Genomic DNA, 25885 nt, shown 5'->3' on the forward strand with positions numbered 1-25885 from the left:
CAACCTGAACCTTCACGTTTACACAGCCGCATGTTCCGTTTTTTGTTTAACCGCCGCGGGCGCTGGATGGAAGAAGGCCTTACCAAAGATCAGGCGGACATACTGCGGAGCCTGCCGGAACTGGCGGGACTAAAAGAGCCCGCTTTTCAGAAAATCTGCGGTCTAAGCCGGGTGCTGATGGAAGAAAAAACCTTTGAAGGCTGCAGCGGTCTCACCCTTACCGAACGGATGAAACTGATCGTTTCCGGCTATGCGGCCCTGATGCTCGCGGGCGATGTTTCCGACTACTTTCCCGGGCTTCAATCTATTCTCATCTATCCCAAACCCTATATTGCGCCGGTCGAAGACTACGACGAAGCGGGTATTGTGACGAGCGGACACGAGCGCAGGTTCGGTGAATCGTGGGAGTTTGGAAGCCTGGTTCTTGCCTGGAATGAAATCGAGCGGCATATCAGAACGGCTTCACGTGACAATCTTGTGATTCACGAATTTGCCCATCAGATCGATGATGAGCTGGGAATTTCGCTGGAGGTCGAGCGTGTGCTAAACGGCAACGCAGACACCCCCTGGGCGGCAATCATAGCGCGCAAATTTGAGACCTTCAGCCGGAACCCGGGACGGCTGCCCTCGGTCGACACTTACGGCGCCGAAGACCTGCACGAATTTTTCGCCGTGCTTTCTGAACTCTTTTTCACCTACCCCCAACACCTTCGCTCCGATTCAAAGGCCCTTTTTGATGTGATGTGTACCTGCTACAATCAAAAGCCCATTCCCTGAAACCAATGCTATCATGACCATTAAAGAACTGAAAGCCGCATTGTCTTCGCACTCCAATGAAGACCTGAACAGGATTATTAAGGAACTGTACAAAGCGATTCCTAAAAAAACGAGAGAAGAAAAAAACCTTGATGCGCTGATTAAATCACCCGCCTCATGGGATATCAAACGCAAAGCCCCCGCTCAGGAAATAGATACGGATTTCCTGTATAATGATATCTGTACTTTTGAACAGGATGTGCGGGATGGCTACTATGGATCACCCAACCGGTATATTTCGAAGAAAAAGCGTTCCGGCTGGCGTTTTGAAGTCATGCGGTTTTTGAAAGAGCTGGAGACCTTGCAACGCACGGGAATCAAAAGCCCCAAATCTGGTATGGGTGCCCAAAAATTGTATATACTGCTGTGCCTGTGCGAACGATATACCCTACTGGCCTCGCCTTACCCTTTTGAAACCATCAAGCGGGAAAAAGAAGATTTTTTCAAATTTGTGATGGATTTGAAGCGTGGTGTTATTTCCTGGCCGGAATACATCCGGGACGGAGTAACAATTCTCACGGAGACGCACCATGCGATTTACATGTCAGACTTGTCGAATTTTCAGTACTTCACCCAAACGATTAAGTATCCGGAGCTCAGTGAGATGGCTATCGAATATTGCAACAAAAAGCTCAGCGAAGATAGGGTCAAGCCGCTCAACGATAAATACAACAGAGACCGAAGCCCGGATCAGGAAAAAAATGCGCTCAGTTACATCATCTTCTTCTGCTACCTGAACCTGTACGAACCCGATAAGGCCGTAGAAAGCGTGATACAAAATATTAAACCCACCAAAAAAAACGACGGAATTAACAACATTCTTCAACTCCTCAGAGAAGCCCGACTTGACGATGCTTTCCTAAAATTCTATGAAGCATACGCCCCAATGGCAAGCCGGAACATTTACATGAGCAATTTAGAGCACTACAAGCACCTCAAAGACAAAGAATAAAGTGTGCTGAGGGCTTGTAGGTACAGATAATGGAGGGTTGGTTGTAAAAACGAATGCTCGTAGCGGCGAATAGGGGGATTCTAAGAATAATTACGCCAACGCAACCACAGCCCTGAAAGAGCGAAATACCACAGCCCGGGGTGCCACCCCCGGGATTGCGGCCCCACACAAATGGAGCCCTGAAAGGGCGGCATATCATCGGGAGTTGCGTCCCGAATCGTGCGCAACCATTGCGGATACGGCTGATAATGTATTTCGGGAGCCGCACCCGCCTCGCTCCTTCTTTTCATTACTATTCGGGTTGCACTGAATAACAAAGCCTTCGGTCAGCATTCCCACACCCCGTCCCGCCACCATCGGGGCGTTGAATGAGATTTGAGGCTACTCAGGCCTAATCAACCCTAACAAATTCCTACCGGGGCCACCCCTCTCGAGAGGGGAATTTTATATCCCAAATAATATCAACATTATAACTCATAAACGACAAACTGACATACTGTGCGGTGACATACTGAAAATGCCTTCTCGAGAGGGGAATTTGTAAGTCCCGTGATAATCATAGCTTCGGATACCTTAATTTCTTTCTTCTTTTTTGGCTAAGAGTCCTGCAACGCCACGGAACCAAACTCCCCGCTGCGAGAGGGGTGCCCGGGTTGTAGGAGCGATCCTATGTGTCCGCCTGCAAACGGGCGGGGTGTGACCGCCCGGAAGCCGGAATTCGGGCACCTTACGCCACGATAGAAAACATCACGCATTTGTAATGAGCTCAAAAAAAGAATTACCAAAGGCTAACCCAGCCCTGAAAGGGCGGCATACCACAGCCCGGGGTGCCAACCCCGGGATTGCGGCCCCTCACAAATAGAGCCCTGTAAGGGCGGCATATCTTCGGGGGTGGGTTTCGATTCGTGCGCAACCATTGCGGATACGGCTGGTAATATATTTCCGGAGTCGCACCAGCCTCGCTCCTTCCTTTTATAGCGACTCAGCCTGCACTGAAATGCATGGCCTTCGGTCAGCATTTCCACACCCCGTCCCGCCACCACCGGGGCACTGAAAGAGTGTAAAAATAATTCCGGCACCACAAACCCTAACAAATTCCTACCGGGGCCACCCCTCTCGAGATGGGAGTTTTATATCCCAAATAATATCAAGATCAAGATTGGGGCTAAAATGAAACCCTCCATGGGTTTAGAAACCCTTGGAGGGTTGATTTGGCTCAAATATACCATAACCCCGTCATCCCGGAAAGGCCCACACTGAAGCCGAAAAATGCCCCAATGCGGCCGGCCTTATCCGGGATCTGCCAGCTTCGGCCTGAGACAATGCCGGTAGTTGGGCCTCCAATGGCGACCGGGGTCTTTGTGGTTCCGGCTTCCCAGGTCAGCTATTGCATTGCGGTAGTTCAGGCTTGGAAGATCCCGGATAATGCTGCACGCCTTTTCTTAATGGTAAAAAAACGCCGAATGGCAGCATTTCCGGGATGACGGGTTCTTTGTGGGATGGTATTTGAGAGAACAAATTCAGTTTCTTGGATTTGATTTTGATATCCGAAATTGTAGAGACGCGATTCATCGCGTCTCGGATTCACCACGTTTTGAATTACCGCGCTTCCACGCACGGGTGGTCGGGCAAATGATCAGTTTCCAGCCCGATGGGTACCCCACCAACTGCCGCTGTGCCCGTAATTTGGCTTTTTGCCTTCGACCGCCCTTCGGTCTCACCCCGTCCCGCCACTATCGGGGCGTTGAATGAGATTGGAGGATACTCAGGCCTAATCAACCCTAACAAATTCCTACTGGGGTCACCCCTCTCGAGAGGGGAATTTTATATCCCAAATAATATCAATATTATAACCCCAAAATGACATACTGACATACTGTGAGGTGACATACTGAAAAGGCTTTCTCGAGATGGGAATTGATAAGTGCTGTGATAATACCTTTCGTGACCCTATTTAGATAGTTTTTTTGACTTGAAAGTCCTTAAACGCCACGGAACCAAACTCCCCTCTGCGAGAGGGGTGCCCGGGTTGTAGGGGCGGACCTATGTGTCCACCCGCAAACGGGCGGGGTGTGAGCGCACCGGAAGCCAGAATTCGGGCACCTAAGGCCACGAAAAAAAACATCACACACTTGTAATGAGCTCAAAAAAAAAATTACCACAACGTAACCACAGCCCTGAAAGGGCGACATACCACAGCCCGAGGTGCTAACCCCGGGATTGCGGCCCCACACAAATGGAGCCCTGAAAGGGCGGCATATCATCGGGAGTTGCGTCCCGAATCGTGCGCAACCATTGCGGATACGGCTGATAATGTATTTCGGGAGCCGCACCCGCCTCGCTCCTTCCTTTCATTACTATTCGGGTTGCACTGAACTACATAGCCTTCGGTCAGCATTTCCACACCCCGTCCCGCCACCATCGGGGCACTGAAAGAGTGTAAAAATAATTCCGGCGCCACAGACCCTAACAAACTCCTACCGGGGCCACCCCTCTCGAGAGGGGAGTTTTATATCCCAAGTAATAACAACATTATAGCCTAAAAATGACACACTGACATACTGTGCGGCGACATACTGAAAATGCCCTCTCAAGAGGGGAATTGAGCGTATATGAAGCCCGCCGAGCTGATTCCTCTCCAAAAACAAAAAGGGCTGACTTCCAATTAAGAAAATCAGCCCTTGTTTAGTGGCGGGGACAGGATTCGAACCTGCGACCTTCGGGTTATGAGCCCGACGAGCTACCAGCTGCTCCACCCCGCGGTGTAGATTCACAATATAGGGGTCAAATGCCCCCTATGTCAAGCTTTATTTCAGAAGAATTCAAAAAAGCCTGTTTCTACCGGAAATGCCCGTTTTGCTTCATGAGCTGACTTACTTCTTCGATGTAATTCAGGGCTTTGTCTTCGTTGCGGACGGCAATTTCGGTTACGAGTGCATTCACGACAACAGAAAGTGCGGCAATACTGTTGGTGAACAACAGGTTTTCACTTTCAACTGCGAGTACATGATCGCTGTATTCGGCAACAGGTGCCGTCGGCAGGTCGGTGATGCCTACCACTTTTACTCCTTTTTGATTTGCCATAGCTGCGATTTCAATGGTCCGGGCTGAGTATGGCGGAAAGGAAAAGCACAGCAACACATCTTCATCCCCCAGAAACAACAGCTGTTCTTCAAAACTCAGGTGTCCGCTTACTACCGACTGTGCCCGAATGGCGACCTGACAGAGCGAATATGCCGCTAGCTGCGCTACGAGCGCAGAGACCCCAAGTCCGTAGCTGCTGACAGAGCGGCAGCCCGCTATCAGATCAGCGACTTTATTGAAAGCTTCCAAATCCAGGTTCTCAATGGTCTTGTTGATGTTGCTCACATCCTGTTGTGCGACCTGAAATACCGATTTGCCTGCCGCATGCCGGATCAGCTTAAAGCGGTCGGTTTCTGAGTAGCGCTTCTGCACCGAAGCCTGAAGGGCATTTCGAAACAGCATGAATCCGTCGAACCCGAGCCGCTGTGCAAAGCGGACGACCGTTGCTTTGGAGACTCCGCTTCGCTCCCCTATTTCTACGACCGAAAGAAAAGCCGCTTCATTCAGGTTTTTTACTACATAATCAGCTACTGCCCGCTGATTTTTAGGCAGTTGTTCGTACTCAGACGCAATCATGCGCACGAATGCTTCAGCGGTGTATTCTTTCACGGTATTCATTGATCAGGAGTTTGCAGGCCCAAAATATGGTGAAGGTCCAGCTACCTAAGTTTAGGCTTACAGCTCCGCTGCGTCAATGGGTAAAATTAGATCCTGCACCTGCGTTCCGTCCCAGCGGAAGCGCGAGCCGGGCGGCAGGATGTGCGTCACAATGCCGCGCGCACCGAGATTGCCTTCTGCAAAAATACCGCTATCGGCTCCCGAAGCGTCCAGCAAAATCACCTGACTTTCCCCGACCACTTCCACCATACCGTCGCCTGCGAACCAGAGTGCCGTTGCTTCGTCGATACCGGCGGCGAAGGGAACACCTTCATCCAACATCACATTGAACAGCCGGTTGAGACGGCTGCGCCGGATGAAGTGCTGATCCGCGATCATGTTTTGGAGCAAGCCGAGCCCGGGTGTCGTAATTACGTTTTCGTGCCGGATGATGCCGAAAGGCTGCCGTACGCCGTGCCGCTCATCGCCGGTGATCATTACTGCAGACTGAACCGCTGTTCCGGCGCTTGTGCCCGCAATGACTGCACCGTTCTGCCAGGCTTCATGCACCGCAGCCCGCATGGCGTCGGTGCCGAAATAGTGCATAAGCTGACGCTGATCGCCCCCGCTGAACCAGATGCCCGAAGCCGTACGGAGCTGTTCCAGAATTTCGGGCCGGTCGATATCATCATCTTCCAACATCATAATATCGACGGATTTCGCCCCGTAGCCCAGAAACATATCCCGGTGCTCCCAGCCAATCGTATCGGCAATGGCGGAAGCCATGGGAACCACGATAAAGGTTGAATCCGGACTCAGGCTCACAATCAGCTCCATAATTTCCGCAGGACGCGGCCCGCCGCCTATCATCACGAGATGGCCCTGAGATGAAAAAACGGAAAGTTCTTCAAGGGCTGATGGCTGGTCTGAGCTACCGGAACAGGATACGAGCATTGCGCTCATCATCCCAGATAGTACAATCAAAATAAATGTTTTCAGGCTATTCATGGATATGTTGGGTTTCGGATGATGGCGACTGTGCCTTAAATCGTTGGCTTGCCTGTGCGAGCAATGCGCGGATCATGTCCATGCCTGCAAGCATGTCTTCAAGAAGCACAAACTCTTCGTCGGCATGTGGTTTTTGGGCGCCTATGCCCAGATTTACGGCGGGTATCCCCGCTTCCGCGAGCGCATTTGCGTCGCTGCCGCCGGAATAGGTGACCCCGACCGCTTCGAGACCGGCCTGAGCAAGGGCGTTACGGACAAAGCATACGTGCGGGCTGTCAGCTTCGTGCTGATAGGGCGCGAAATCGGGCGTGACTTCAAAATAGAGACTGCCACCGGATTTTTCTGCGACGGAGCGACAGATGGCTTCCCAGCTCTCCAGCACGGCTTTGAGCAAGTTGCCCTTCACCGCCCTGACTTCCCCGTTGAAGCGGCAGCCCGCAGGAATCACGTTCGAAACCGTAAGGTCGCCCCCGCTGATGCCGCCCACATTCGCGGTCACGCCTTTCGGCAGCGGCTGCATGAATATAACGGAAAGGGCTTCAGCCGCCATGGCTATGGCGTTCAGTCCGTCGGAAGGCCGGACTGCAGAGTGTGCGGCACGGCCGGTAAATTCGGCTTCAAAAAGGCTCATCCCCGCACAGCTTTCGATGTACGCGCCGGGACGCAGGGCCGAATCGAGAACCATGGCCATTTCCACATTCCAGGGCTTCAGGTCGAGCTGTTTGGCACCCAGCATGCCGGCTTCTTCGCCGACCGTGCACACAAAAATAATGTTAGGCCGCGCTTCTTCGGGCAACTCGAAATACAGGTCAATCAACCGGAGCAGCAAGGTAAGACCCCAGCGGTTGTCGGCGCCAAGCTGCGTATTACCCGCTGAAGTGATGCGGCCTTCTTTCACCAGCACATGCGTTTTTCCGGTATCGCGGACCGTGTCGAGATGCGCCAGAAAGGCAAGCGCAGGCGCGTCAGGGTTGTGCTGATCGGGTACCAGAATCAGGTTTCCCTGACTGCCGCCGAAAGACGTACCGGCTTCATCTTCGAAAACCTGAAGCGGATAGGATTTCACGTATTGCTTCACTTCCAGCGCAACGGGCCGCTCTTTACCGGTCACGCCGCTGATGGTCGCAAACCGGCTAAAAAGTTCTATCAGTCCCTGTAATTCGTCATAACGGTCGGGCGCCAATGCTTCAGCCAAAGCCGCCTGCCCTAACATCTCATCTATAGGTTTCAAACAACTATCTCCTAAAATTAAAAAGACAAAGCGACACTCAGCCGCTGAATGCCGGGCAAATACTCATGCTCCGACCAGGAATAATCTACGAAAATATTGTATCCGCTGAGGTCAATCATCAGGCCGGTTCCAACCGACCACTTCTGATCGGGGTTGTTAAAGGTGTAGCCGCCCCGGCCAAACACGCTTGCAAACTCCAGCCGGAATTCAAACTCGGTGCCAAAACTAATCATTTCATAATTGTCGCTCGGGTTTTTGAGGTCGGCCGCGAGGCGCCACAGCAAGTAGCGGCTATCGAAGGCGTCTATGGCTGCACCAACCTGAAAATGCAGGGGCAGCGGGAAGCCGAGGGTTTCGAGACTCGCCAGCGGACGACGACCGGGAGCTTCGGAGGGGTCGTTGCGGTCGGGTATGAAGAAGGCGAGGTCCGAGCCGCTGTACTGCATGTCGGGGCCGAAATTGCTGACCGTCATGCCGAGGGTGAGGTTGCGGTAGCCGAAGTTGTATTGCGTGCCAATATCGAAGGCGACGGCACTTGCCCGCTGATTCCAGATGCGCTGATTCACATATTTAGCCGAGATGCCCACCGAAAACTGCGGCAACAGCTTCCGGGCATAGGAAAGGCCGACCATCAGATCGCCTGCGTCAAAAAAGCGGCCGGTACCGGCCGGCTGATCGACCGTCGTGATTTCCTGTTCGGGCACGCTGAGGCTGACCACGCTCAGGCCAAACACCCCAAGATTTCCTGCATTGAGCGCGGCCGCAAACTGATTGATTTCCACATCAGCCCACCACGGAATGTTGGTGAAGCTGACCGAGCCCCGCTCAATTTGCGCGAGACCTGCCGGGTTCCAGAAAACGGCGGTTGCGTCGTTGGCGCTGCCCGCGAAGGCGCCGCCCATGGCTTCAGCCCGTGCGCCGGCGTTGATTTTGAGAAACTGCGCGCCGCTCGTACCGGCATTCACAGACTGCGAAAAGGCGGGGTCTGTCCAAAACAACATCAGTAAGGCGGTGAACAGCAAGCTTGGTTTCAATGTATTCATCATGGCTGTTTACTCCTATTTGATGACCGCAAAGCGGCTGATGTGTTCGCCCACGTTGGACCGGACGAGGTAGATATACACGCCGGGCGCTATTTCGCGGCCCGCTTCCGTACGCAGGTTCCAGCCGATCTCGCCGGATGAATCGCTTTTTTGCAGCGTTTTGATGCGCTCCCCTGCCATGGTGAAAATGTGGATGGTCGCTTCATTGGGCAGGTTGCGGAAGCGGATGAGGCGTTCCGGTTCACGGCGGGTCAGGCTCACGTCCGGCTCCCAGGCATTGCTGACCAGATAGGGATTCGGCACGACGTTGATGCGCGAGAGGATATCTTCACTCGCGTCAGTCCGTACCGTGCCCGCGTCTTTTTCATAGCGGAACAAGTCGTTTTCGGTTGGGAAGCGTACGGGGGTTGTTTCTATGCTGAAGGTCGCCCCAACCAGCGACTGCGGCTGAATGCCGTCAAAGTCAAGGGTGAGGGTGAAGGAAAAGCGGGTAAGGCTGATGAGGCCGCCGTTTTCGATGCGGTGTGTGCTTTGCTGATTGTTGCTTGCACGGGTGATGCGCACTTCAATACTATCGGCTTCAACAGCGCGGATCTCCCCGGTGTAGGTTTGGCTGAGGAGGGCGCCAAAACTTGCGTCCGCAATATTCAGCGAAAGGCGGCTACTTGAGCGGGTGATGCGGAAGGGATTGTGCCGCAGGGTGAGGCCTACCCCGTCGCTTGTCACGAATTCGCGGTCCCGCAGATAAGGACGCTTTGGCAGCACAACGTCTCCGGTACTGCGGCTTGTAACCTGCAGGGCCGGAATGATGCGGAGTACGTCGCCGGCCTGCGGGCGCAAATCGGGATCATCGGAGCCTTCGATGAAGGTGAAGGCAATGTGGTCTTCTTCGATTTCGTAGCGCTGCCCCGGCACGTAGGCTTCATTCCGGATCCGGTTCCGCCCTGCCGCGTCGTTGCGGACGGAGAATACGTCCGCTGCGCTCCAGCTCACGGTGAAGGTCGTTGGCGGGGTGAGCGCGGGATCAAGCGGTTCGGAAATGACTTCGGTGAGGATGGTCGTTTCGGGCTGACCCATGCGGCCAAAGGTGATGTCGTATTCACCGAAATCGAGGTCAAGCGGATCGAGGACGCGCAGAAAAACGGAATCGGTCGCGGCGCCCTGCACGTGATCCGCGAGGCGTACCTGTGAACCGAGCCAGTCGCCGGCTACGGTTCGGGGCGTAATGACCGCGATGTTGATTTCATCTTCGTTGCTGCCAATGGGCGTGGAAAGCGAGCCCAGGTCGGGCAGGCCGCGGTCGTAGGCTACCAGGCTGTACCAGTAGGTGAAGCCTTCCCGCACCGTATCATCCGTGAAGGAATACTGAATGCCGTCTTCATCATCCAGATCAAAAACTGCGATGGGCACAGGATCGGAACCGACGTTCGGATTTCGGTTTCGGTCAATCTGATCCCAGCTTCGGCCCTGATCTATGGAGCGGTACAGGCGGTAGCCCTGAAAGTCGAATTCGCCGGTGAAAGGGTCGGGCGTCATTTCGGAGCGGTTGTCCCAGGTGAGGGTTACGCTGTTTTGGTCGGCGTAGGCACGGAGCTTGGGTCTTGGGGGCGGAGAAGGCAGGAGCCAGTCGTTGGCAAAGGACTGATGGACGTTTTCTACGGTCTGCCGGATACCTGCGTAATCCGGGCCTGCGACGACCGCGAGCACAAAGGTTAGGGTATCACCCGGTGCGATGGTGTAGGGTCCGGATGAGGAGTTGTTCACCAGATCCATGCCGGTTTCGGGAATCAGGCTGACGTCAGAAATGCGGCGTCCTGGCTCAACCGGATGGAAGAACTGCGGCCAGAGTTCTTCCGGCACCATGTCGTAGTTGGAGGTCCACACGCCGTAAAACCAATCCGGGTTTTCGTCGAGCAAGGGGGTATCCTGCCAGAGGTTGTAGTGCAGATCGGTCATGCCGAGCCGCTGCCCGTTCACTTCGGGCGTGGAAATCCAGGTCAGGCCAAAGTGACCGGTCGGGCCGCCCCAGTCCGGCGAGAAGCCGTTATCGAAGTAGTAGAAAAAATCCAAGTCTTCATCCAGCCCCATGCGGTCGTTGAGGTAACCGGCGTAGTCCGTGCCAGCCCGGTTGCCGATGTCGAAATCGCTGTACATGCCGAAATACATGTCTTCATAGGTGTTGTTGGAATGATTGACGACATCGAAAGTGTAAATGACGGCGTCGCGTATAAGCGGCGAGGAAAAAGAATAACCGGTCTGATACACGCTGATTTGCAGAATCTGTTCCCGGTTCAGGCTGTCGTTGTAGGCCGCAAAGGTATCCTGATCGGAGATGATGATGGGATTGCCGTCATCATCCTGCACAGGCCAGCCGCGGGAGGGCCAGGTTGAAGGATCGGTTGAAGTCGCGACCCGCACACTTTCCGGATTGTTGAAACCGAACTCGGCTTCCCACTCTTCATTGGCGGTATCCCGGCCCTGAATCACGTTGCCGGGAAAGAGCACGACCGGGTTGAGCTGATAGATGTACTCTTGTTCGGAGTTGATGGGGAATTCGCCCGAAACGCCGATGGCACTTGAGCGGGCGTACAGCTTGCCGCGGTTTTCGAGGAACATGCCGATGTTGCTGCGGTTGTGCGTCGTGAAGCCGCGGTCTTCAATGCCCATGAGTCCGGCTCCGCCTTTGGCACCAGCGGCTTCGTTACCGCTTCCGTTACCGCCCGGATTTTTGGCCTGAGCACGGGCGTCCTGAACGGCTGCCCCCGGCTGGGCCTGACCGGTGACCGGATTCGGCTGAAGAAACAGGAAAAGCAAGGCAGCCATCATCCCCCGAAAAAAAACAAGGCGGGAATAAGCACGGACCTGGTTCAGGACACAGGGTACATCATCCCTGCGTTTTCCTGATGGTAACTGAAATGATTTCATAAGCTTGATCAAAATGTATAGCGTAGGCCAAAGTTGGTAGTGCGGGGCGGATACCAGTTGCTCGGGTTCAGAATCCACTCTTCCGACTGCGGACGAAGGGTGAACTCATCGGGGCGTCCGGTGTCGGTGTACACGTTTCGCACGTTGCGGCGGTTCAACAGATTGGTGACGTTGGCGAAGAGCGAAATTTGCTGTGACCCCGCAAGGGTGAAGCTGCGGCTTGCGAACAGGTCGATGTTGTAGGTGAAGGGCTGCCGCTCGCTGTTGCGCTCCACGAAGCCGATATCGCGGCCCGTTGGCGTGTACGGGAAACCCGATGCCCCGCTGATGACCAGCCCGAGGTTGGTGTTGGCCAGCGGTCGGAGGTTGAAAAACTGCGGACCATCATTTTCGCCGAAGCTCAGGTTGGCGCGTACATTCAGAAGGTGCCGCTGATCGAAATTGAGGAAATAGAGGCGGGTATCTTCAATGCGGCGCGGGAAGCCTTCGAGCTCGGAACTCGCGCTGCCCTTCGCGATGGAGTAGGTGTAGGAGCCGAGCACATCGAGGTTGCGGGTGAGGCGCAGGTCGGCGCTGAGCTCAAAGCCGCGAACGTTGGCGTAGGCTTCATTCACAAAAAATGAGTACGAGGTGAAGGCCGGACGCCCGTTCACGAGCTGTCCCTGTGCCACGTACTCGGTGCCGATCAGGCCGCGGATGTCTTTATAATAGGCCGAAAGCGTGACGGCGGCCCGCTCCGAAAACTGATGGATGAGGCCGAATTCGTAGGCGGTTGTGCGCTGCGCGTCGAGATCAGGAGAGCCGAACAGCGGCTCACGGGTGCCGAATTCGTAGAAGTTGTTCTCGTAGATGAAGCGGTAATCCGGGTTCTGAAAGAAGCGGCCGTAGCTGAAGCGCAGGATGGAGCTCGCCGAAATCGGGTGCGAAATCCCGATACGCGGACTCAGCTGATAAATCGGACTCGAACTGACTTCCGACTCCGGACGCAGCGGGTCAGCGCGGAAGTTGCTCCGCTGATTCGCGAAATCGAAGCGCAGCCCGATGTTGAGCACGAAATTGTCTTGCTCAATTTTATCCTGAATGAAAACCGCCCCTTCATAGGGCCGCTGACCGCTGACATCCGTGATGTAGGGCTGCACGGCCTGAATGTTGATGATCTCAAACCAATCAATGTTGAATTGCTGAAACTGTACCCCGGCCTTGATTTCGTGCGTGTTGTTCGGGGCCCAGATCAGGTCGGAACGGAAATTAAAGGTACTCGTTGTGGTTTCTTCACGGGAGGTCGGGTTGGCCGAAGCGTAGAACTCACCCACAAAAGTCGGGTTTCGGAAAGTGACCGTCTGCAGGTAGTCTTCGACTGGTTTTCGGAGGCCGCGGAAAAAGTCCTGCCGGAAATAGCTGACGGTCGCATTCAGCGCCGCGCGGCTGCCCAGCGCCTGCGTGAGCTGCACCATCCCCTGAAAACTTTCCGATTCCTGAATATTCCAGCTTTCCGGAATGTACTTGTACGCGTGACGATAGGTCTGCCAGTTTTCCTGCGAGTAACGGCCCGAAAAGTTCAGCTTGGTGCCGGGAACAGGCCGCCAGGTCAGCTTCCCGAAGGCATTGTAGCCGTTGTCGTAGCCGAAAGGCGTAAAGGGGGTTTCGTCGTAGTGTTCCGCTGAAATCAGGAAACTAAGGCGATCGCGCAGGATGGGGCCATCCAGCCGGAAGCTGTACAGATTGCTCGCGGGGCGCCCGAACAGCGTATCGGCCTGTTCGTTGATGAAGCCGAAGCTTTGGTTCACTTCCGCCAATCCGCGGAAGGTGTTGCCGCCTTCACGCGTTGTGATGTTGATCACGCCCGACATCGCATTGCCGTACTCGGCATTGAAGGTGCCCGAAAGGAGCGTGAGCTCTTCGATGATGTCATTGCCCAGGTTGGTCGCAACCGAGCCGCTGACCGGGTCGCGCACCATCACGCCGTCAATCATGAAGGCGACTTCGTTGGAACGGCCGCCGCGGATGTTGAATGAACGGCGTCCCGCAGAAACGACCCCGCTTTGCAGGGCGACGACATCCGCAAAATTCTGCACGGGCAGATCTTTGATCTGATCGCCGGAAACGGACTGTCGCGTTGCCGTTTCATCCCGGCGAATGAGCGGCTGTTCGGCAACAACAACAACTTCATCACCGGTCAGGCCGCCGTCGGGCGAAAGCTGTACGTCAACGGTTGTGGTGAGATCGGTCCGGACCACAACTTCCTGAATAATTTGTGTCTGATAGCCGATGTAGGTCACGCGCAGGGTGTAGGTGCCGGGGCGCACGTTCAGGATGATGAACTCCCCTTTGAGATTGGTTGAAGCCCCCTGTGCGGATTCAAGAATGAAGACATTGGCGCCGATGAGCGTTTCACCGGTTTGTGCGTCGGTAATTCGCCCGGCGATTTTATCGGCAAAAGCGAGCTCCGCGCCCGCAGCGAAAACCAGGAACAGGCTCAGAAAAATAATGCGTTTCATGGGCAGGAGATGATGAAAACAGAGCAAAAGCATTCGGGCAGACGTGCACCCGCAAAAAAACGGGCTGACATACAGTCCCGAAAAGGAAGACCCTAAGCCGCTGAATACATGGGACTTCCGGATTAATGTTGGCGGATCAAACCGCGCCGCCGGTCAAAAGCGACCGGCGGTTCGGTTTGTATCGGTCAGTCCAACCTAATGGGTGTTGCAGCCGTGAGTAGGCTTATAAAAAATGAAAGCTCGAGATAAGCTTACTTCATCAGCGTCATGCTGCGGGTCAGGGTCTGACCACCGGCCTGCAGGCGGTACAGATATACGCCGGAAGAAAGGTTGGTAGCGTCAAAGGAAACCGTGTGCGTACCGGCGCTCAGGTTCTCGTTCACCAGCAAAGCGACCTGACGGCCGAGCATATCGTACACACCAAGGCTCACCTGCCCGGCTTCTGCCACATCGAAGCGAATGTTAGTCGTAGGATTGAAAGGGTTCGGGTAGTTTTGCTCGAGCGCAATCCGAACGGGAGCTTCCGGTCCTTCAGGCCCAACCGAAACGGGATCGCCGATAATGCCAATATCTTCGGCTTTCGCAAGGGCTGCGTCGAGACGGTCATCCACTTCATCGAGATCCGGACCGTGCGTAAAAGCCAGCCATACATAGGCCGTGTCGCCGGTTGCGATATTGGAGACATCCCCGAAATTCATGAAAGCCCAGCCGCCGTCAGGTCCCGCGTTAATAGATCCGGCGGGGAAATCTTCTTCAACCATGATGTCCCAACGGGCAAAATCCCGGGCATTGTCGCGGGGTGGCTCCGTGCTGTCATACTCATCGAAATCCATCAGCACCACGCCAACCGGATCGGTCGTCAGCGCCTGAATGCCTATGGCCGCGTTATTATTGAAAATGTACAGGCGTTCGGTGCCGGCGTCCCACTCCATGGTTTCGCCGCCCCACTCTTCGAAAATCTTAGCCCGCAGCAAGGCCGTCAGCTTGAAATCACGCTCATCCTGACGCACAACGCCAAAACGGACAAGGCCGTAAAGCTCGTCCTTGAAGAGACGAACCATCGTATGAACTTCGATATCAAAAGGTGGATTGGCACGGAACGAGTTATCCATCAACAGCTCGCGAAAATACATCACATCATCTTCACCGGCATAATACACCGTATCGATCAGGTTGAGATCGGGATCATCATTCGGATTCCAGACATAGTTGCTGTCGAAGCCTACCATCTGATAAAAACGATCTATGACTTTGTCATCGAAGGAATCCCAGCGGCCGTCTTCGCCGTCATACGTCTGAATGCGCCCGAACGCATTGGTCGTCGCAACAAAGGCGTAGGTTGAGTCATTGTGCGGAAAAAACTGTGCTTCAGCCAGATCAGCCGCCATCAGCGACAGCGCAAAGCCAAAAAGCACTGCAGATTGTAAGATATGTTTCATAAGAAAAACTGGTTGATTGAAGGGTGTAAAGGGGTGTTAAGCGAGTTGACAATTCCAAATAAAGAAAAATATTTCTCACTTTCAATATTAACTGAGAAATAATTCTCATTTTTATTTTTTTAGGAAAAATCAGAGAACATCAGGGGCTTCGTGACAGATTGACAGTTCCCAAAACGAAGATGAAGGCGTTGCTTTTTTTGGGATCTCAGCTGAGCGGTATGCCGTGGCCGGATCAGCTACAGGACTGAACCTGAATGAGTTGAGACGACTTTTTTGAAGAATGATGATGGCTGTTGGGGTGCGTCAGGCAGCTGCGTCGCGTCATCAAAGCCCGACCGGCAGCGGATTCCGAATCAAAATCCGTGCAGGAACTGGCACTCCCGTAAAAATCCCCCCGAAGCTGTTGCCGTGAATCTGCCGTATTGCCGCAGAATTCGTATCTTTGCCGCCATGAAAACTACCGAAATGCAGCCAAATTCAGCGGGAAACGATGACATCCTTCCCGCCCCCAAAACCAACCTTAAAAGCCTGAGCCGTGCAGAACTCTCTGCCTTCTGCACGGAACGCGGCCTGAAACGCTTCCGGGCCGATCAGCTCTTCCAGTGGATGTATCAAAAAGATGTGTCCGATTTCGGCGAGATGACCAATCTCTCCAAAGATCTGCGTGCTGAGTTGAGCGAACTTGCCGTAGTCGGCACTATCGAAGCCGCTTCGCAACAGCGCTCCGCCGATGGCACCATCAAATTCCTGTTCCGTCTTGCTGACGGACACAAGGTCGAAGCCGTTCTCATCCCCGATTTCGATGAAGATGGCAGTGCGAAGCGGCTCACCGTTTGCGTGAGTTCGCAGGTCGGCTGTGTATTCGGGTGCTCCTTCTGTGCGACCGGCAAAATGGGTTTGCTACGCAACCTGAGTCCCGGCGAAATTGTGGATCAGGTCGTCAAGATTAATACCGTGTCCGAAGGAGCCTACGGCAAGGGCATTACCAACATCGTTTATATGGGGATGGGTGAACCCCTGCACAACTACAGCGCCGTGACCGAATCGGCGGCCATCATCTGCGACGAAAAAAGCCTGGGACTTTCCCCCAAGCGGATTACGGTTTCAACCGTAGGCCTTACGAAACAGATTACGCGCCTTGCCGACGAAGGGCAGCCCTTCCGGCTCGCCATTTCCCTGCACGCGGCAAGCGACGAAAAGCGGGATAAAATCATGCCCATCAACAGCTCGCTAAACCTTTCCGCGCTGAAAGAAGCCGTGCAGTATTATCATCAAAAAACGGAAATGCCGGTCACTTACGAGTACCTTCTCTTCGATCAGTTCAACGACACCGCCGAAGACGCGCGCCGACTCGCCCGGATTTCGAAGTGGGCCCCGAGTAAGGTCAACATCATCATGTACAACAATGTCGCCGGCGTAGAACTCCAACGCGCCCGCGAAGGACGCCTTGACGCCTTCATGCGCGCCCTGCGCGATCAGCACGTTCGCGCAACCGTCCGCCGCAGCCGCGGCGACGACATCGACGCCGGCTGCGGACAGCTCGCCATCCGCGAAGGCGCCCCTAAAGGCAAAACCATCCGCAAAGACTGAGCCACACGATTTATTGCAATCAGATGTGGCACCATACACACGCTTCAAGAAGTAACACCACCTAAACAGAAAAAAGTAAGCACATACCAAATCCCGAAAGTCGCGGGGCGGGATATGGGAATGGTGGCCGAAGGCTATGGTAACAGTGTAATCCCTGAGGATAACGCAGGCCGAGTCGAAGAATCCGGTTATTGGCTTGAGAGGTTAATCCCAAAAATCCTGTTCATCCCGCAATCCTAAAAAATCCTGTTAAAAAAACAGCGAGCCGGAAAAAGCCACTCTTCGAAACCCCGCTACATCCGCCTTTTATCATCTGCGTAATGCCTTCACATCGCGCGTCTCGCGTATCCTTCCCCTTCCCCTTCCCCTTCCCGCTACCGGGCCCCACCACGAGATCCTTCGACTACGCTGCGCTTCGCTCAGGATGACACGTTCAGCTTGCATTAAACAGCGCGGCAAGCCGCGCCGGTTTTGGAAACGCCCCTGGCATTCTAAGCACAGCCACAGCGCTGCACACGCGAAGTCGAAGAATCTGTGACAGGACTTTAGAGGCTAATCCCAAAAAATCCTGTCTATCCCGTAATCCTAAAAATCTTGTTCAAAAAATAAAACCCGTTCGAAATGGACGTTGCCAATCGAACGGGTTTACGTTTTCGGGAAGTCTGGAGGAAACTTCCGTCTATCTTTATGAATTATATCACTTTAATTTAAAATCTGCAAACTATGCGGCTTTAGCCGTTTCTTCGTCTATTTCGCGCTTCTCCCAGAAGGTGAAGAAGAACAGAACCGCGACCGCAAGGGCGAGCAGAGCAGGCATGATCCAGAAGGTAAAGGCACCGTCGAGCCAGCCGGCCATTGATGAACCGTCGAGTCCGATATTATCGCCCCACCATCCGAGGACGTAGTTCCCGATCAGCATTCCCGCACCGTAGGTGAGCAGCGCAAACAGGCCCTGCGCGCTTGATCGCATGGCTTTGGGCGCTTTCTTATCTACATACAGCTGTCCGGTCACAAAGAAGAAATCGTAACAGACGCCGTGCAGCGCAATCCCGAAGATGAGAAGAGCCGCGGATTCCGGAAAGGCCGCGAAGACAAAGTAGCGCAGCGTCCAGGCCAGCATGCCGATAAGGAGCATCCATTTAACCCCCAGACGAATCAGGAAAAACGGGAGTAACAACATGAAGAGCACTTCGCTCATCTGCCCGATAGCCATGAACGAAGCCGAAGCTTCACCGAAGGCCATGGCAGCAATAAAGTCGTTTGTACGCGCATAATAGAAAGCCAGCGGAATGCTGATAAGAAAACTACAAAGGGCAAAAATACCGAAGTTGCGGTCGCCCATAAGCTTGATGGCGTCGAGGCCCAATGCTTCCCCTACGCTGAATTTCTTGCCTTTAGCCTGCGGCGGGGCAGCAGGCAGGGTGAAGCTGTAAATCCCGTAAATCAGGGAGATGATGGCACACATTTGCAGCGGAATAGCGGTGACCTGCGCGTTTTCAACCCCGGTTAGCATAGCAATTATGGGCACATTGATAAAGCCAAGTACGGTTTGCGCGACCACAAATCCGGCCACAATCCAGCCGATGGTACCCCAAACCCGGATTTTCGGGAAGTCATTATCCGGGTTGTCGATGTTGGCGAAGGAAATCGCATTTACAAGCGCAAGCGTCGGCATGTAGAGCATGAAGTAGAAGAACATCACCCAGATGAAGGTGCCCGGCTCTGTGACCGTCGCGGCATACCAGAGCAAACCCGCGCCCAGAATGTGGCAGACCGCATTTACGCGCTCTGCATTAAAATAACGGTCGGCAATTAAGCCAACGAACAGCGGCGCGAGCAGACCGGCCCAGTTGTGGGTCGCATAGGCCTGCCCGATAATGGAATTCAGCCCTTCTTCCCCCCTAAAGACCTCAAGCAGGTAGGCGCCCATCGTTACGAAAAAGCCCCCCCAAATGAAAAACTGCAAAAACATCATCAGGCTCAGCCTGATGTAGGTGGATTGGTTAGTCCCCATGTCGAATTAAGATTAGGTTCACTTTGTAGTTAGTCAGGATCAAAGCAGTCCGGTTTGAACTTGCGGAATAATAAGAAAATGCTTTCAATCTGACACAGCTGAATTGCAGTTCCTTGATTATCAACGCAGTATGCTTGTGAACGCCCTGTATATGCTGTCAAGGGAAAAGCCTTAGTCTGTGGTAACTTAGCCCGCATTATTCACCAAGAAATTTTCTTGCTGGCAAGGCGAAGCCAGCGGGGAAATTTCACTTCGGGGGAATCGCTACGCTCGGAGCGCTGTCTTTACATTTGGGCTACCGGTGCATTTCACTAAGCCAAATTAGTGACATACATTTAGCAAATGAATCATGGTAAATTGTGAATAATGCGGGTTAGCTTGAATTTCTGCCTTTAATTTGGCAGATTCCGCCAGAATGTAAACTGACACCTTACCTTAATTTTTTGATTACGACTATGAAAATCCGTTACGGAATGATTGGCGGGGGCGAAGGCTCATTTATCGGGGCCGTTCATCGCAAGGCTGCCGCACTCGACAGCCGCTTTGAGCTGGTTTGCGGGGCGTTCAGCAGCAACGCCGAAAAAGCGAAACGCTCCGGCGCAGCCCTTGGGCTTGATCCCGCGCGTTGCTACGGCAGCTTCGCGGAAATGATGACCGCCGAGCAAAAACTGCCGGAAAACGAGCGCATGCAGGCTGTCTCGATTGTGACGCCCAATCACGTGCATTTCGCACCGGCCATGATGGCGCTCGAACACGGCTACCATGTCATCATCGATAAACCAATCGCGTTTTCGCTGGATGAAGCCGAAGCCTTACACGCCAAGGTGCAGGAAACCGGCCTGGTTCTCGCCCTCACGCACACCTATACCGGTTACCCCATGGTGAAAGAAGCGCGGCACCGGATCGCACAGGGAGATCTCGGTCGTATCCGAAAAATTTTCGTGGAATACCCGCAGGGCTGGCTCTCGACTTTCCTTGAAGCCGACGGCAACAAACAGGCCGACTGGCGCACGGATCCTTCAAAAAGCGGCGCAGGCGGGGCTACCGGCGATATAGGCACGCATGCCGCCAACCTTGCGGAGTACGTGAGCGGACTCGAAATCACTAAGATTTGCGCGGACATCAATATTGTAGTTGAAGGCCGCAAACTCGATGACGACGCCGCAGCCCTTCTCAAATTCAGCAACGGAGCTTCGGGCTGTCTCATCGCAACGCAGGTCGCTGCCGGGGAAGAAAACAACCTCAAGCTGCGCATATACGGCGAAAAAGGCGGCTGCGAATGGACGCACACCGATCCCAATACCTTGCTCTGGAAGCCGCTCGACGCTCCGGTTCAGGTGCTTCGCGCGGGCACCGGCTATCTGTGTGACGCCGCCCAAAAAGGCCTCCGGCTTCCGGCAGGTCACCCCGAAGGCTACCTCGAAGCCTTCGCCAATATCTACGTCAACTTCGCTGATGCCGTGCACGATCACATGCAGGGCCGCTACACTTCCGAAGCGGATTACGATTTTCCGGGCACTGCCGATGGCGTACGGGGCATGCGGTTCGTAGAACGCATGGTCGCCTCCGGCAAATCCAACGACAAATGGACGGATTTCAGCTAAACGAACCTTAATCCCGATCACGGACATAAGTCCCCTCATTTTTTTACTCACCGATGGATGTTTTCTGATGATGACATCCAGCCCCCTGAGACAGTTTTCGGGGGCGCCTTCCAAAACCTCGATTTTTCTGTTATGATGAAAACCATAAAAGGCCCCGCCATTTTCCTGGCACAATTCGTCGGCGATGAAGCGCCGTTCAACGACATCATATCCATCTGCAAATGGGCCGCAGATCTCGGCTACAAAGGCGTGCAGATCCCGACCTGGGAATCCCGCCTGATTGACCTTGATAAAGTCGCGGAAAGTCTAACCTACGCCGACGAATACCGCGGCCGCATCGAAGAAACCGGCGTAGAAATCACCGAACTCTCCACACATCTGCAGGGGCAGCTCGTTGCCGTACATCCCGCCTACGACGACATGTTCGACGGCTTTGCGCCGCCTGAACTGCGCGGCAATCCGAAAGCCCGCACCGAATGGGCCGTGGAGACTGTCAAAAAAGCCGCCAGAGCAAGCGCCAACCTCGGCATTTACGTGCACGCCTCCTTCACCGGCGCCTTGCTCTGGCACACGCACTACCCCTGGCCGCAGCGCCCCGCCGGGCTCGTAGAAGAAGGCTTTGCCGAACTCGCCCGCCGCTGGACCCCCATCCTCGATGAATTCGACCGCAGGGGTGTTGACCTCTGTTTTGAAGTCCACGCCGGAGAAGACGTGCACGACGGCGTGACCTACGAGCGCTTCCTTGAAGCCACCGAAAACCACCCGCGCAACCGCCTCCTCTACGATCCGAGCCACTTCATCCTGCAGCAACTCGACTATCTCGCCTTCCTCGACATCTATCACGACAAAATCGGGATGTTCCACGTCAAAGACGCCGAGTTCAATCCTAACGGACGCTCGGGGGTATATGGCGGCTTTCAGAGCTGGGTAGACCGCCCCGGAAGATTCCGCTCCCTCGGCGACGGGCAGGTCGATTTCAACGCCATTTTCAGCAAACTCTCGCAATACGGCTACGACGGATGGGCCGTGCTCGAGTGGGAATGCTGCATCAAAAGCCCCGAACAGGGCGCAGCCGAAGGCGCCCCCTTCATCGCCGACCATATCATCGAAGTCACCCAAAAAGCCTTCGACGACTTCGCCGCAACCGCCCCCGACAAAGCGCTGAACCGCAAAATCCTCGGCCTGTAACAACCCGCAACCCACCCCGCACGAAATACCCCAGCGGATATCACCCTACGCAGGGAGATATCCGCTTTTTTGCGTCCGCACAACAAGCCCCTCGCTATTCAGCTCTTTATTTTTTTGGGAAAACTCAGATAACATCAGGGGCTCAAAGCCAGATTGAAACACCCCAAATCGAAGATGAAGTAGTTGCTTTTTTTCGTGCAGAACCGCTCACCTACCCTCCCGGCCCGCACCCGCCACACTCCCTCCTTTGATCATATTCGGGTGACACTGAGTTATTCAGCCTGGAACTCCCACCACCTTACCGTAAAGCGACCGAAAAAAATGGCCGTTCTGATGTGGGTTTATAAAAAAACGGACACCCGGTGACGCCATCTGTCACCGGCAAGACTTATATTGCGCATCCGCATCCCAAACCGTTCGCTTTCTTTTTGACTTTTTTGCCATGCTCGAAATCATTTCCGCCTGCCGGCTTGAGGACCTTTTTCGCGCTTTTGAGGCGCGCCTTGATGCGCACAAGCCCGATACCATGCTTGCACCCGATACCCTGCTGGTGCCGAACCGCGACCTTGCGCGCTGGCTGCAGATCCGGCGGGCGCGGAGCAGCGGGGTGAGCGCGAACCTGAAAGCTGTATTGCCGGCGCGTTTCATGCACGAGCTGAATTTGCAGGTCAACCCAAGCTACGAAGAGCAGCTGCCTGACAAGCACGCCCTGGCCTGGATGATTTTTTCGGTCCTGCGGGATTTACAGTCGGGCCCACAAACGCAATCGGTATGGAAACCACTGCTGGCGTACATCCGGAAGTCCGGGCCTGATATGGAAACGGTGCGGCGCTATGAGCTCTCCGCGAATATCGCGGATATTTTTGATGAGTATCAGCTTTTCCGGCCCGAGTGGATGCAGGCATGGAACCGGGGGGAGGCTGCGGAGGTACCCGCGCTGTTTACGCAAACCGCAGACTGGCAGCGGCAGCTTTGGGCGGCACTCAAAAAGCAAAACCCCGGCATGACCGACCGGGCCCGGCTCAATGAAGCGCTCATGGACGCCATCGGGGCCGGTCAGCTTCGGCTGCCGTACGCGCTGCATGTATTTGGCACCGCTCCCTTCCCGCCGCTGTACCTGCGCGCAATTCTTGGACTGAGCCGTCATATCCCCGTGCTGATTTACCGCGTACAGCCCGAAGCAGAGGCAGCTTCCGGCACAGTGCATCCGCTGATGGCGGCCATGGGTGCGGAGCATCGTCAGTACAGCGAACTGCTCGAACAGCTCACTGCCGGCCTTCAGACAAAATCCTTTTTTCAGGCCGGAAGCCCATCCCCCGAAACCCAAAACCCCAAGCCGGAAACCCTGCTAAAACGGGTTCAGGCATCGGTGCAGGAGCGCGATTTGCGCGAGCTTCCCGCGGATTTGCCCGCGGACGACCGAAGCCTGCTGGCGCACGCCTGTCACAGTGCGATGCGGGAAGTCGAAGTCCTGCACGACCGCATCATTCGGTTTTTGGATGACAACCCCGATGCGGGCCCTTCCGATGTGTTGGTTGTAGCGCCGCAGCTCAGCGATCACCTGACGGCCATCCGTGCCGTGTTCGGGCATCCGTCCGACGAGGCCCTGCGCCTGCCCTGGTTCCTGCATGATCCCGCCGGTTCGCCCCTTGTGCGCGCAACCGATCTGCTGATGCAGCTCCTGCGCTTAGACGAAACCCGCTTCCGCGCGGACGTGCTGCTCGAAATGCTGGACCGTCCGCTGCTGCGGGAGCGCCTGGGTTTGGGGGATGACGACCTGCGCCTGATCGCGTTTTGGGTGCGGGAAACGGGCATCCGCTGGGGACTCGACGCCGAAGACCGCGAGGATGCCGGGCTGTTTTCCTGGGAGTTTGGCCTCGACCGTTTGCTGCTTGGTCTGATGATGCCCGCCGAAACCGAGGAGCCTGTGCTCGGCCTGATGCCCTTCCCGCACATCGAAGGCGAAGGACAGCTCCGGGTAGCGGGTCAGCTCGCCGGTTTCGTGGAAACCCTCGCGCGTTGGGTGAAGCAAAGCCGCGAACCCAAACCGCTACACGCCTGGCCGGAACTGATCCGGCAGCTCATGGTTGAGGTCTTCCCGCTCACGCCCGATACCGAGCGCATGTTGCGTCCGCTGTTCGCGGCGGTCGATCGTCTCCCGCAGATGGAGCAGTGGACCGGCGATGAGAACCTGCCTGCGGAGGTCATCGCGCAGGCGGTGGGCGCACAAATCCGGGAGCAGACCGCAGGTGCGGGATACCGCAAGGGGAGCGTCACCTTTTCGACCATGGTGCCAGTGCGTCACATGCCGTTTCGCTTTATTGCGATGTTAGGCCTGAACGAAGGTAGTTTTCCGGGCCGGGAAGAAGTCTCTGGATTCAACCTGATGGCACGGAGTCCGAAGCCGGGCGACCGCGTGAAGCGCCTCAGCAACCGCGCCCTGTTTCTGGATACGCTCATGGCGTGCCGGCAGCAGCTGCACCTCAGCTATGTCGGCTTCAGTTTCCGGGACGGCTCCGAGCGCGCGCCCTCGCTGGTGCTGCGCGAACTCTGGGACATGCTGCGTCAGCAGGGCCTGAGCAAGCCTGAAGAGCAGCTTCTGGTGAAGCATCGCCTGCACGGGCACCATCCCGCGTACTTTGTGCAGGGTCCGGATTCGGGGCTGTTTTCGTATGATGCCTCCCGTATCGAAGCCCTCCGTCTCGGACATTTCGCCGCCGTTTCGGGGGATGCACAGCGTCGGTTCGATCAGCCGCTGCCTGCACCCGAAGCCAAATCCCTGCTGGTCGTGGAGCTGCACGAGCTGATGGGCTTCGTGCAAAAACCGGTTGGCTGGATGATGCAGCACCGCGCCAACATGGCCCGCTTGCGCGAGGAAGAGCTGCCCCCGCGCCGCGATCCCTTCGCCCTGAACAAGCTGGAAGAATACCTCCTTAAAGACCGCATGCTCAAACACATCGGACTTCAGCCCGGCGCAGATCAGCCTGAATCTGAGTTGGTGCAGCCGCTTCGCACCCGCCTCGCGCTCGAGGCACGGATGCCCTACAGCAAATCCGGCGAACGCGCCTTCGATGCCAATTGGGATGATCTCCAATCATTTTTGCAGGAAATTCCCTCTGAGCACCGCGAGCTTGCCGCGCAGCCGGGCGTGCTTGCGGAGGTCGAGCTGGAAGTCAGCGGGCGCATGGTGCTGGTCCGCGGACTCGTGCCGCCGGTCATAGAGGGGAAATCCGTCACCATTGAGCACGGCAAGATGAAGGCCAAGCGAAAGCTCAAAGCCTGGCTGCGTCAGCTGCTGGTGCAGGCCGCCCTCGATGAAAACGCGACCGGCTACACCTACGGCCCTGACGAAGACGACAAAAAACCTGCATTTGAACTCTGTCTCCGCGCGCGCAACCCAAAGGAGAAGCTCACAAAGCTCATCGCCCTTTGGCTCAACTGCCACGAACTGCCCCCGCCTGCCACGCCGGAGTTCCTTGAGCGGCTCGACAAGCTTCGGCAATCGGAATCTGAAAAAGGCGCGGTCTCGAAACTTGCGGCCTATTTCCGGGAGAATCCGAACAGTTACAGCACCCTGCCCAACGACGACCCCTGGGCCGCGCAGTTTTACCCCGAATATCAGGACGAGCTGCCCGATCTTGCCGCGCCCTTCTATGAAGCCATCTGGCTCCCCTTCGAGGCCTCGATTGTGGAGAACGAATAGGACGTGGCATTTTAAAAATGTGTGCAAATCCTGCCCGTCATCTAAGTCCGCGTTCCATTCTCGGTGCGAAACCATTCCAAGGAGATCCCTCACATGTATCCATCCTTCATTTCCCGCTTTACCCGCCTCCCGGCCTTCGAACCACTTCCACCCAAATAAACAGCGTTCGGGATGACGCCTTCTCAGAATAATG

General features: G+C 55.1%; 14 protein-coding genes and 1 tRNA gene. 6 read left to right on the forward strand and 9 right to left on the reverse strand.

Features of this window, described 5'->3' with window-relative positions:
• Positions 1–30: 30 nt before the first annotated feature.
• Entirely contained in the window at positions 31–777 is a 747-nt protein-coding gene (locus tag CYPRO_RS10575) for a M90 family metallopeptidase (protein WP_114984585.1), read from the forward strand.
• 13 nt (positions 778–790) lie between these two features.
• Positions 791–1768: a hypothetical protein gene (locus tag CYPRO_RS10580; RefSeq protein WP_114984586.1), complete on the forward strand. Its 978-nt coding sequence runs from the start codon at positions 791–793 to the stop codon at positions 1766–1768.
• A 2689-nt stretch (positions 1769–4457) separates the two neighbouring features.
• Here the strand turns inward: CYPRO_RS10580 and CYPRO_RS10590 are convergent.
• From CYPRO_RS10590 to CYPRO_RS10625, 8 genes are all read right to left on the reverse strand, one after another.
• Positions 4458–4530 (reverse strand) — tRNA-Met (locus CYPRO_RS10590).
• Positions 4531–4606: 76 nt separating this feature from the next.
• Positions 4607–5470 (reverse strand): MurR/RpiR family transcriptional regulator, encoded by an 864-nt coding sequence (locus CYPRO_RS10595; RefSeq protein ID WP_114984588.1) that lies wholly within the window; start codon positions 5468–5470, stop codon positions 4607–4609.
• 57 nt (positions 5471–5527) lie between these two features.
• Positions 5528–6433, reverse strand: a complete 906-nt coding sequence (locus CYPRO_RS10600) for a cyanophycinase (RefSeq protein ID WP_164682711.1) — start codon at positions 6431–6433, stop codon at positions 5528–5530.
• 16 nt (positions 6434–6449) lie between these two features.
• A complete protein-coding gene (locus CYPRO_RS10605) occupies positions 6450–7688 on the reverse strand; it encodes a M20/M25/M40 family metallo-hydrolase (RefSeq protein WP_124245592.1) in 1239 nt (412 codons plus the stop codon).
• A 17-nt stretch (positions 7689–7705) separates the two neighbouring features.
• Positions 7706–8734, reverse strand: coding sequence for a PorV/PorQ family protein (locus tag CYPRO_RS10610; RefSeq protein WP_114984591.1), 1029 nt, complete (start codon positions 8732–8734; stop codon positions 7706–7708).
• Between the two features lie 12 nt (positions 8735–8746).
• Entirely contained in the window at positions 8747–11656 is a 2910-nt protein-coding gene (locus CYPRO_RS10615; protein WP_114984592.1) for a fibronectin type III domain-containing protein, read from the reverse strand.
• A gap of 8 nt (positions 11657–11664) precedes the next feature.
• Positions 11665–14154: a TonB-dependent receptor gene (locus tag CYPRO_RS10620; protein ID WP_164682713.1), complete on the reverse strand. Its 2490-nt coding sequence runs from the start codon at positions 14152–14154 to the stop codon at positions 11665–11667.
• Positions 14155–14405: 251 nt separating this feature from the next.
• On the reverse strand, positions 14406–15593 hold the full coding sequence (locus CYPRO_RS10625) for a T9SS type A sorting domain-containing protein (RefSeq protein WP_114984594.1): 1188 nt from the start codon (positions 15591–15593) through the stop codon (positions 14406–14408).
• Positions 15594–16058: 465 nt separating this feature from the next.
• Here CYPRO_RS10625 and rlmN point away from each other — a divergent pair, with 465 nt between their 5' ends.
• On the forward strand, positions 16059–17183 hold the full coding sequence (gene rlmN, locus CYPRO_RS10630; protein WP_114985773.1) for a 23S rRNA (adenine(2503)-C(2))-methyltransferase RlmN: 1125 nt from the start codon (positions 16059–16061) through the stop codon (positions 17181–17183).
• A 721-nt stretch (positions 17184–17904) separates the two neighbouring features.
• On the opposite strand, the gene CYPRO_RS10635 is transcribed toward rlmN, so the two are convergent.
• A complete protein-coding gene (locus CYPRO_RS10635) occupies positions 17905–19197 on the reverse strand; it encodes an MFS transporter (RefSeq protein WP_114984595.1) in 1293 nt (430 codons plus the stop codon).
• Positions 19198–19652: 455 nt separating this feature from the next.
• Between CYPRO_RS10635 and CYPRO_RS10640 the strand changes: the two genes are divergently transcribed.
• The 3 genes from CYPRO_RS10640 to CYPRO_RS10655 all read left to right on the forward strand — a co-directional run bounded on the left by CYPRO_RS10640 (position 19653) and on the right by CYPRO_RS10655 (position 25692).
• Positions 19653–20801 carry a Gfo/Idh/MocA family protein gene (locus CYPRO_RS10640; RefSeq protein ID WP_240644735.1) on the forward strand — a complete coding sequence of 383 codons (1149 nt, stop codon included), beginning with the start codon at positions 19653–19655 and terminating at the stop codon, positions 20799–20801.
• 135 nt (positions 20802–20936) lie between these two features.
• Positions 20937–21989: a sugar phosphate isomerase/epimerase family protein gene (locus CYPRO_RS10645; RefSeq protein ID WP_114985775.1), complete on the forward strand. Its 1053-nt coding sequence runs from the start codon at positions 20937–20939 to the stop codon at positions 21987–21989.
• Between the two features lie 442 nt (positions 21990–22431).
• Entirely contained in the window at positions 22432–25692 is a 3261-nt protein-coding gene (locus CYPRO_RS10655; protein ID WP_114984597.1) for an exodeoxyribonuclease V subunit gamma, read from the forward strand.
• Positions 25693–25885 lie beyond the last annotated feature (193 nt).

The organism is Cyclonatronum proteinivorum (assembly GCF_003353065.1).
Classification (GTDB): Bacteria; Bacteroidota; Rhodothermia; order Balneolales; family Cyclonatronaceae; genus Cyclonatronum; species Cyclonatronum proteinivorum.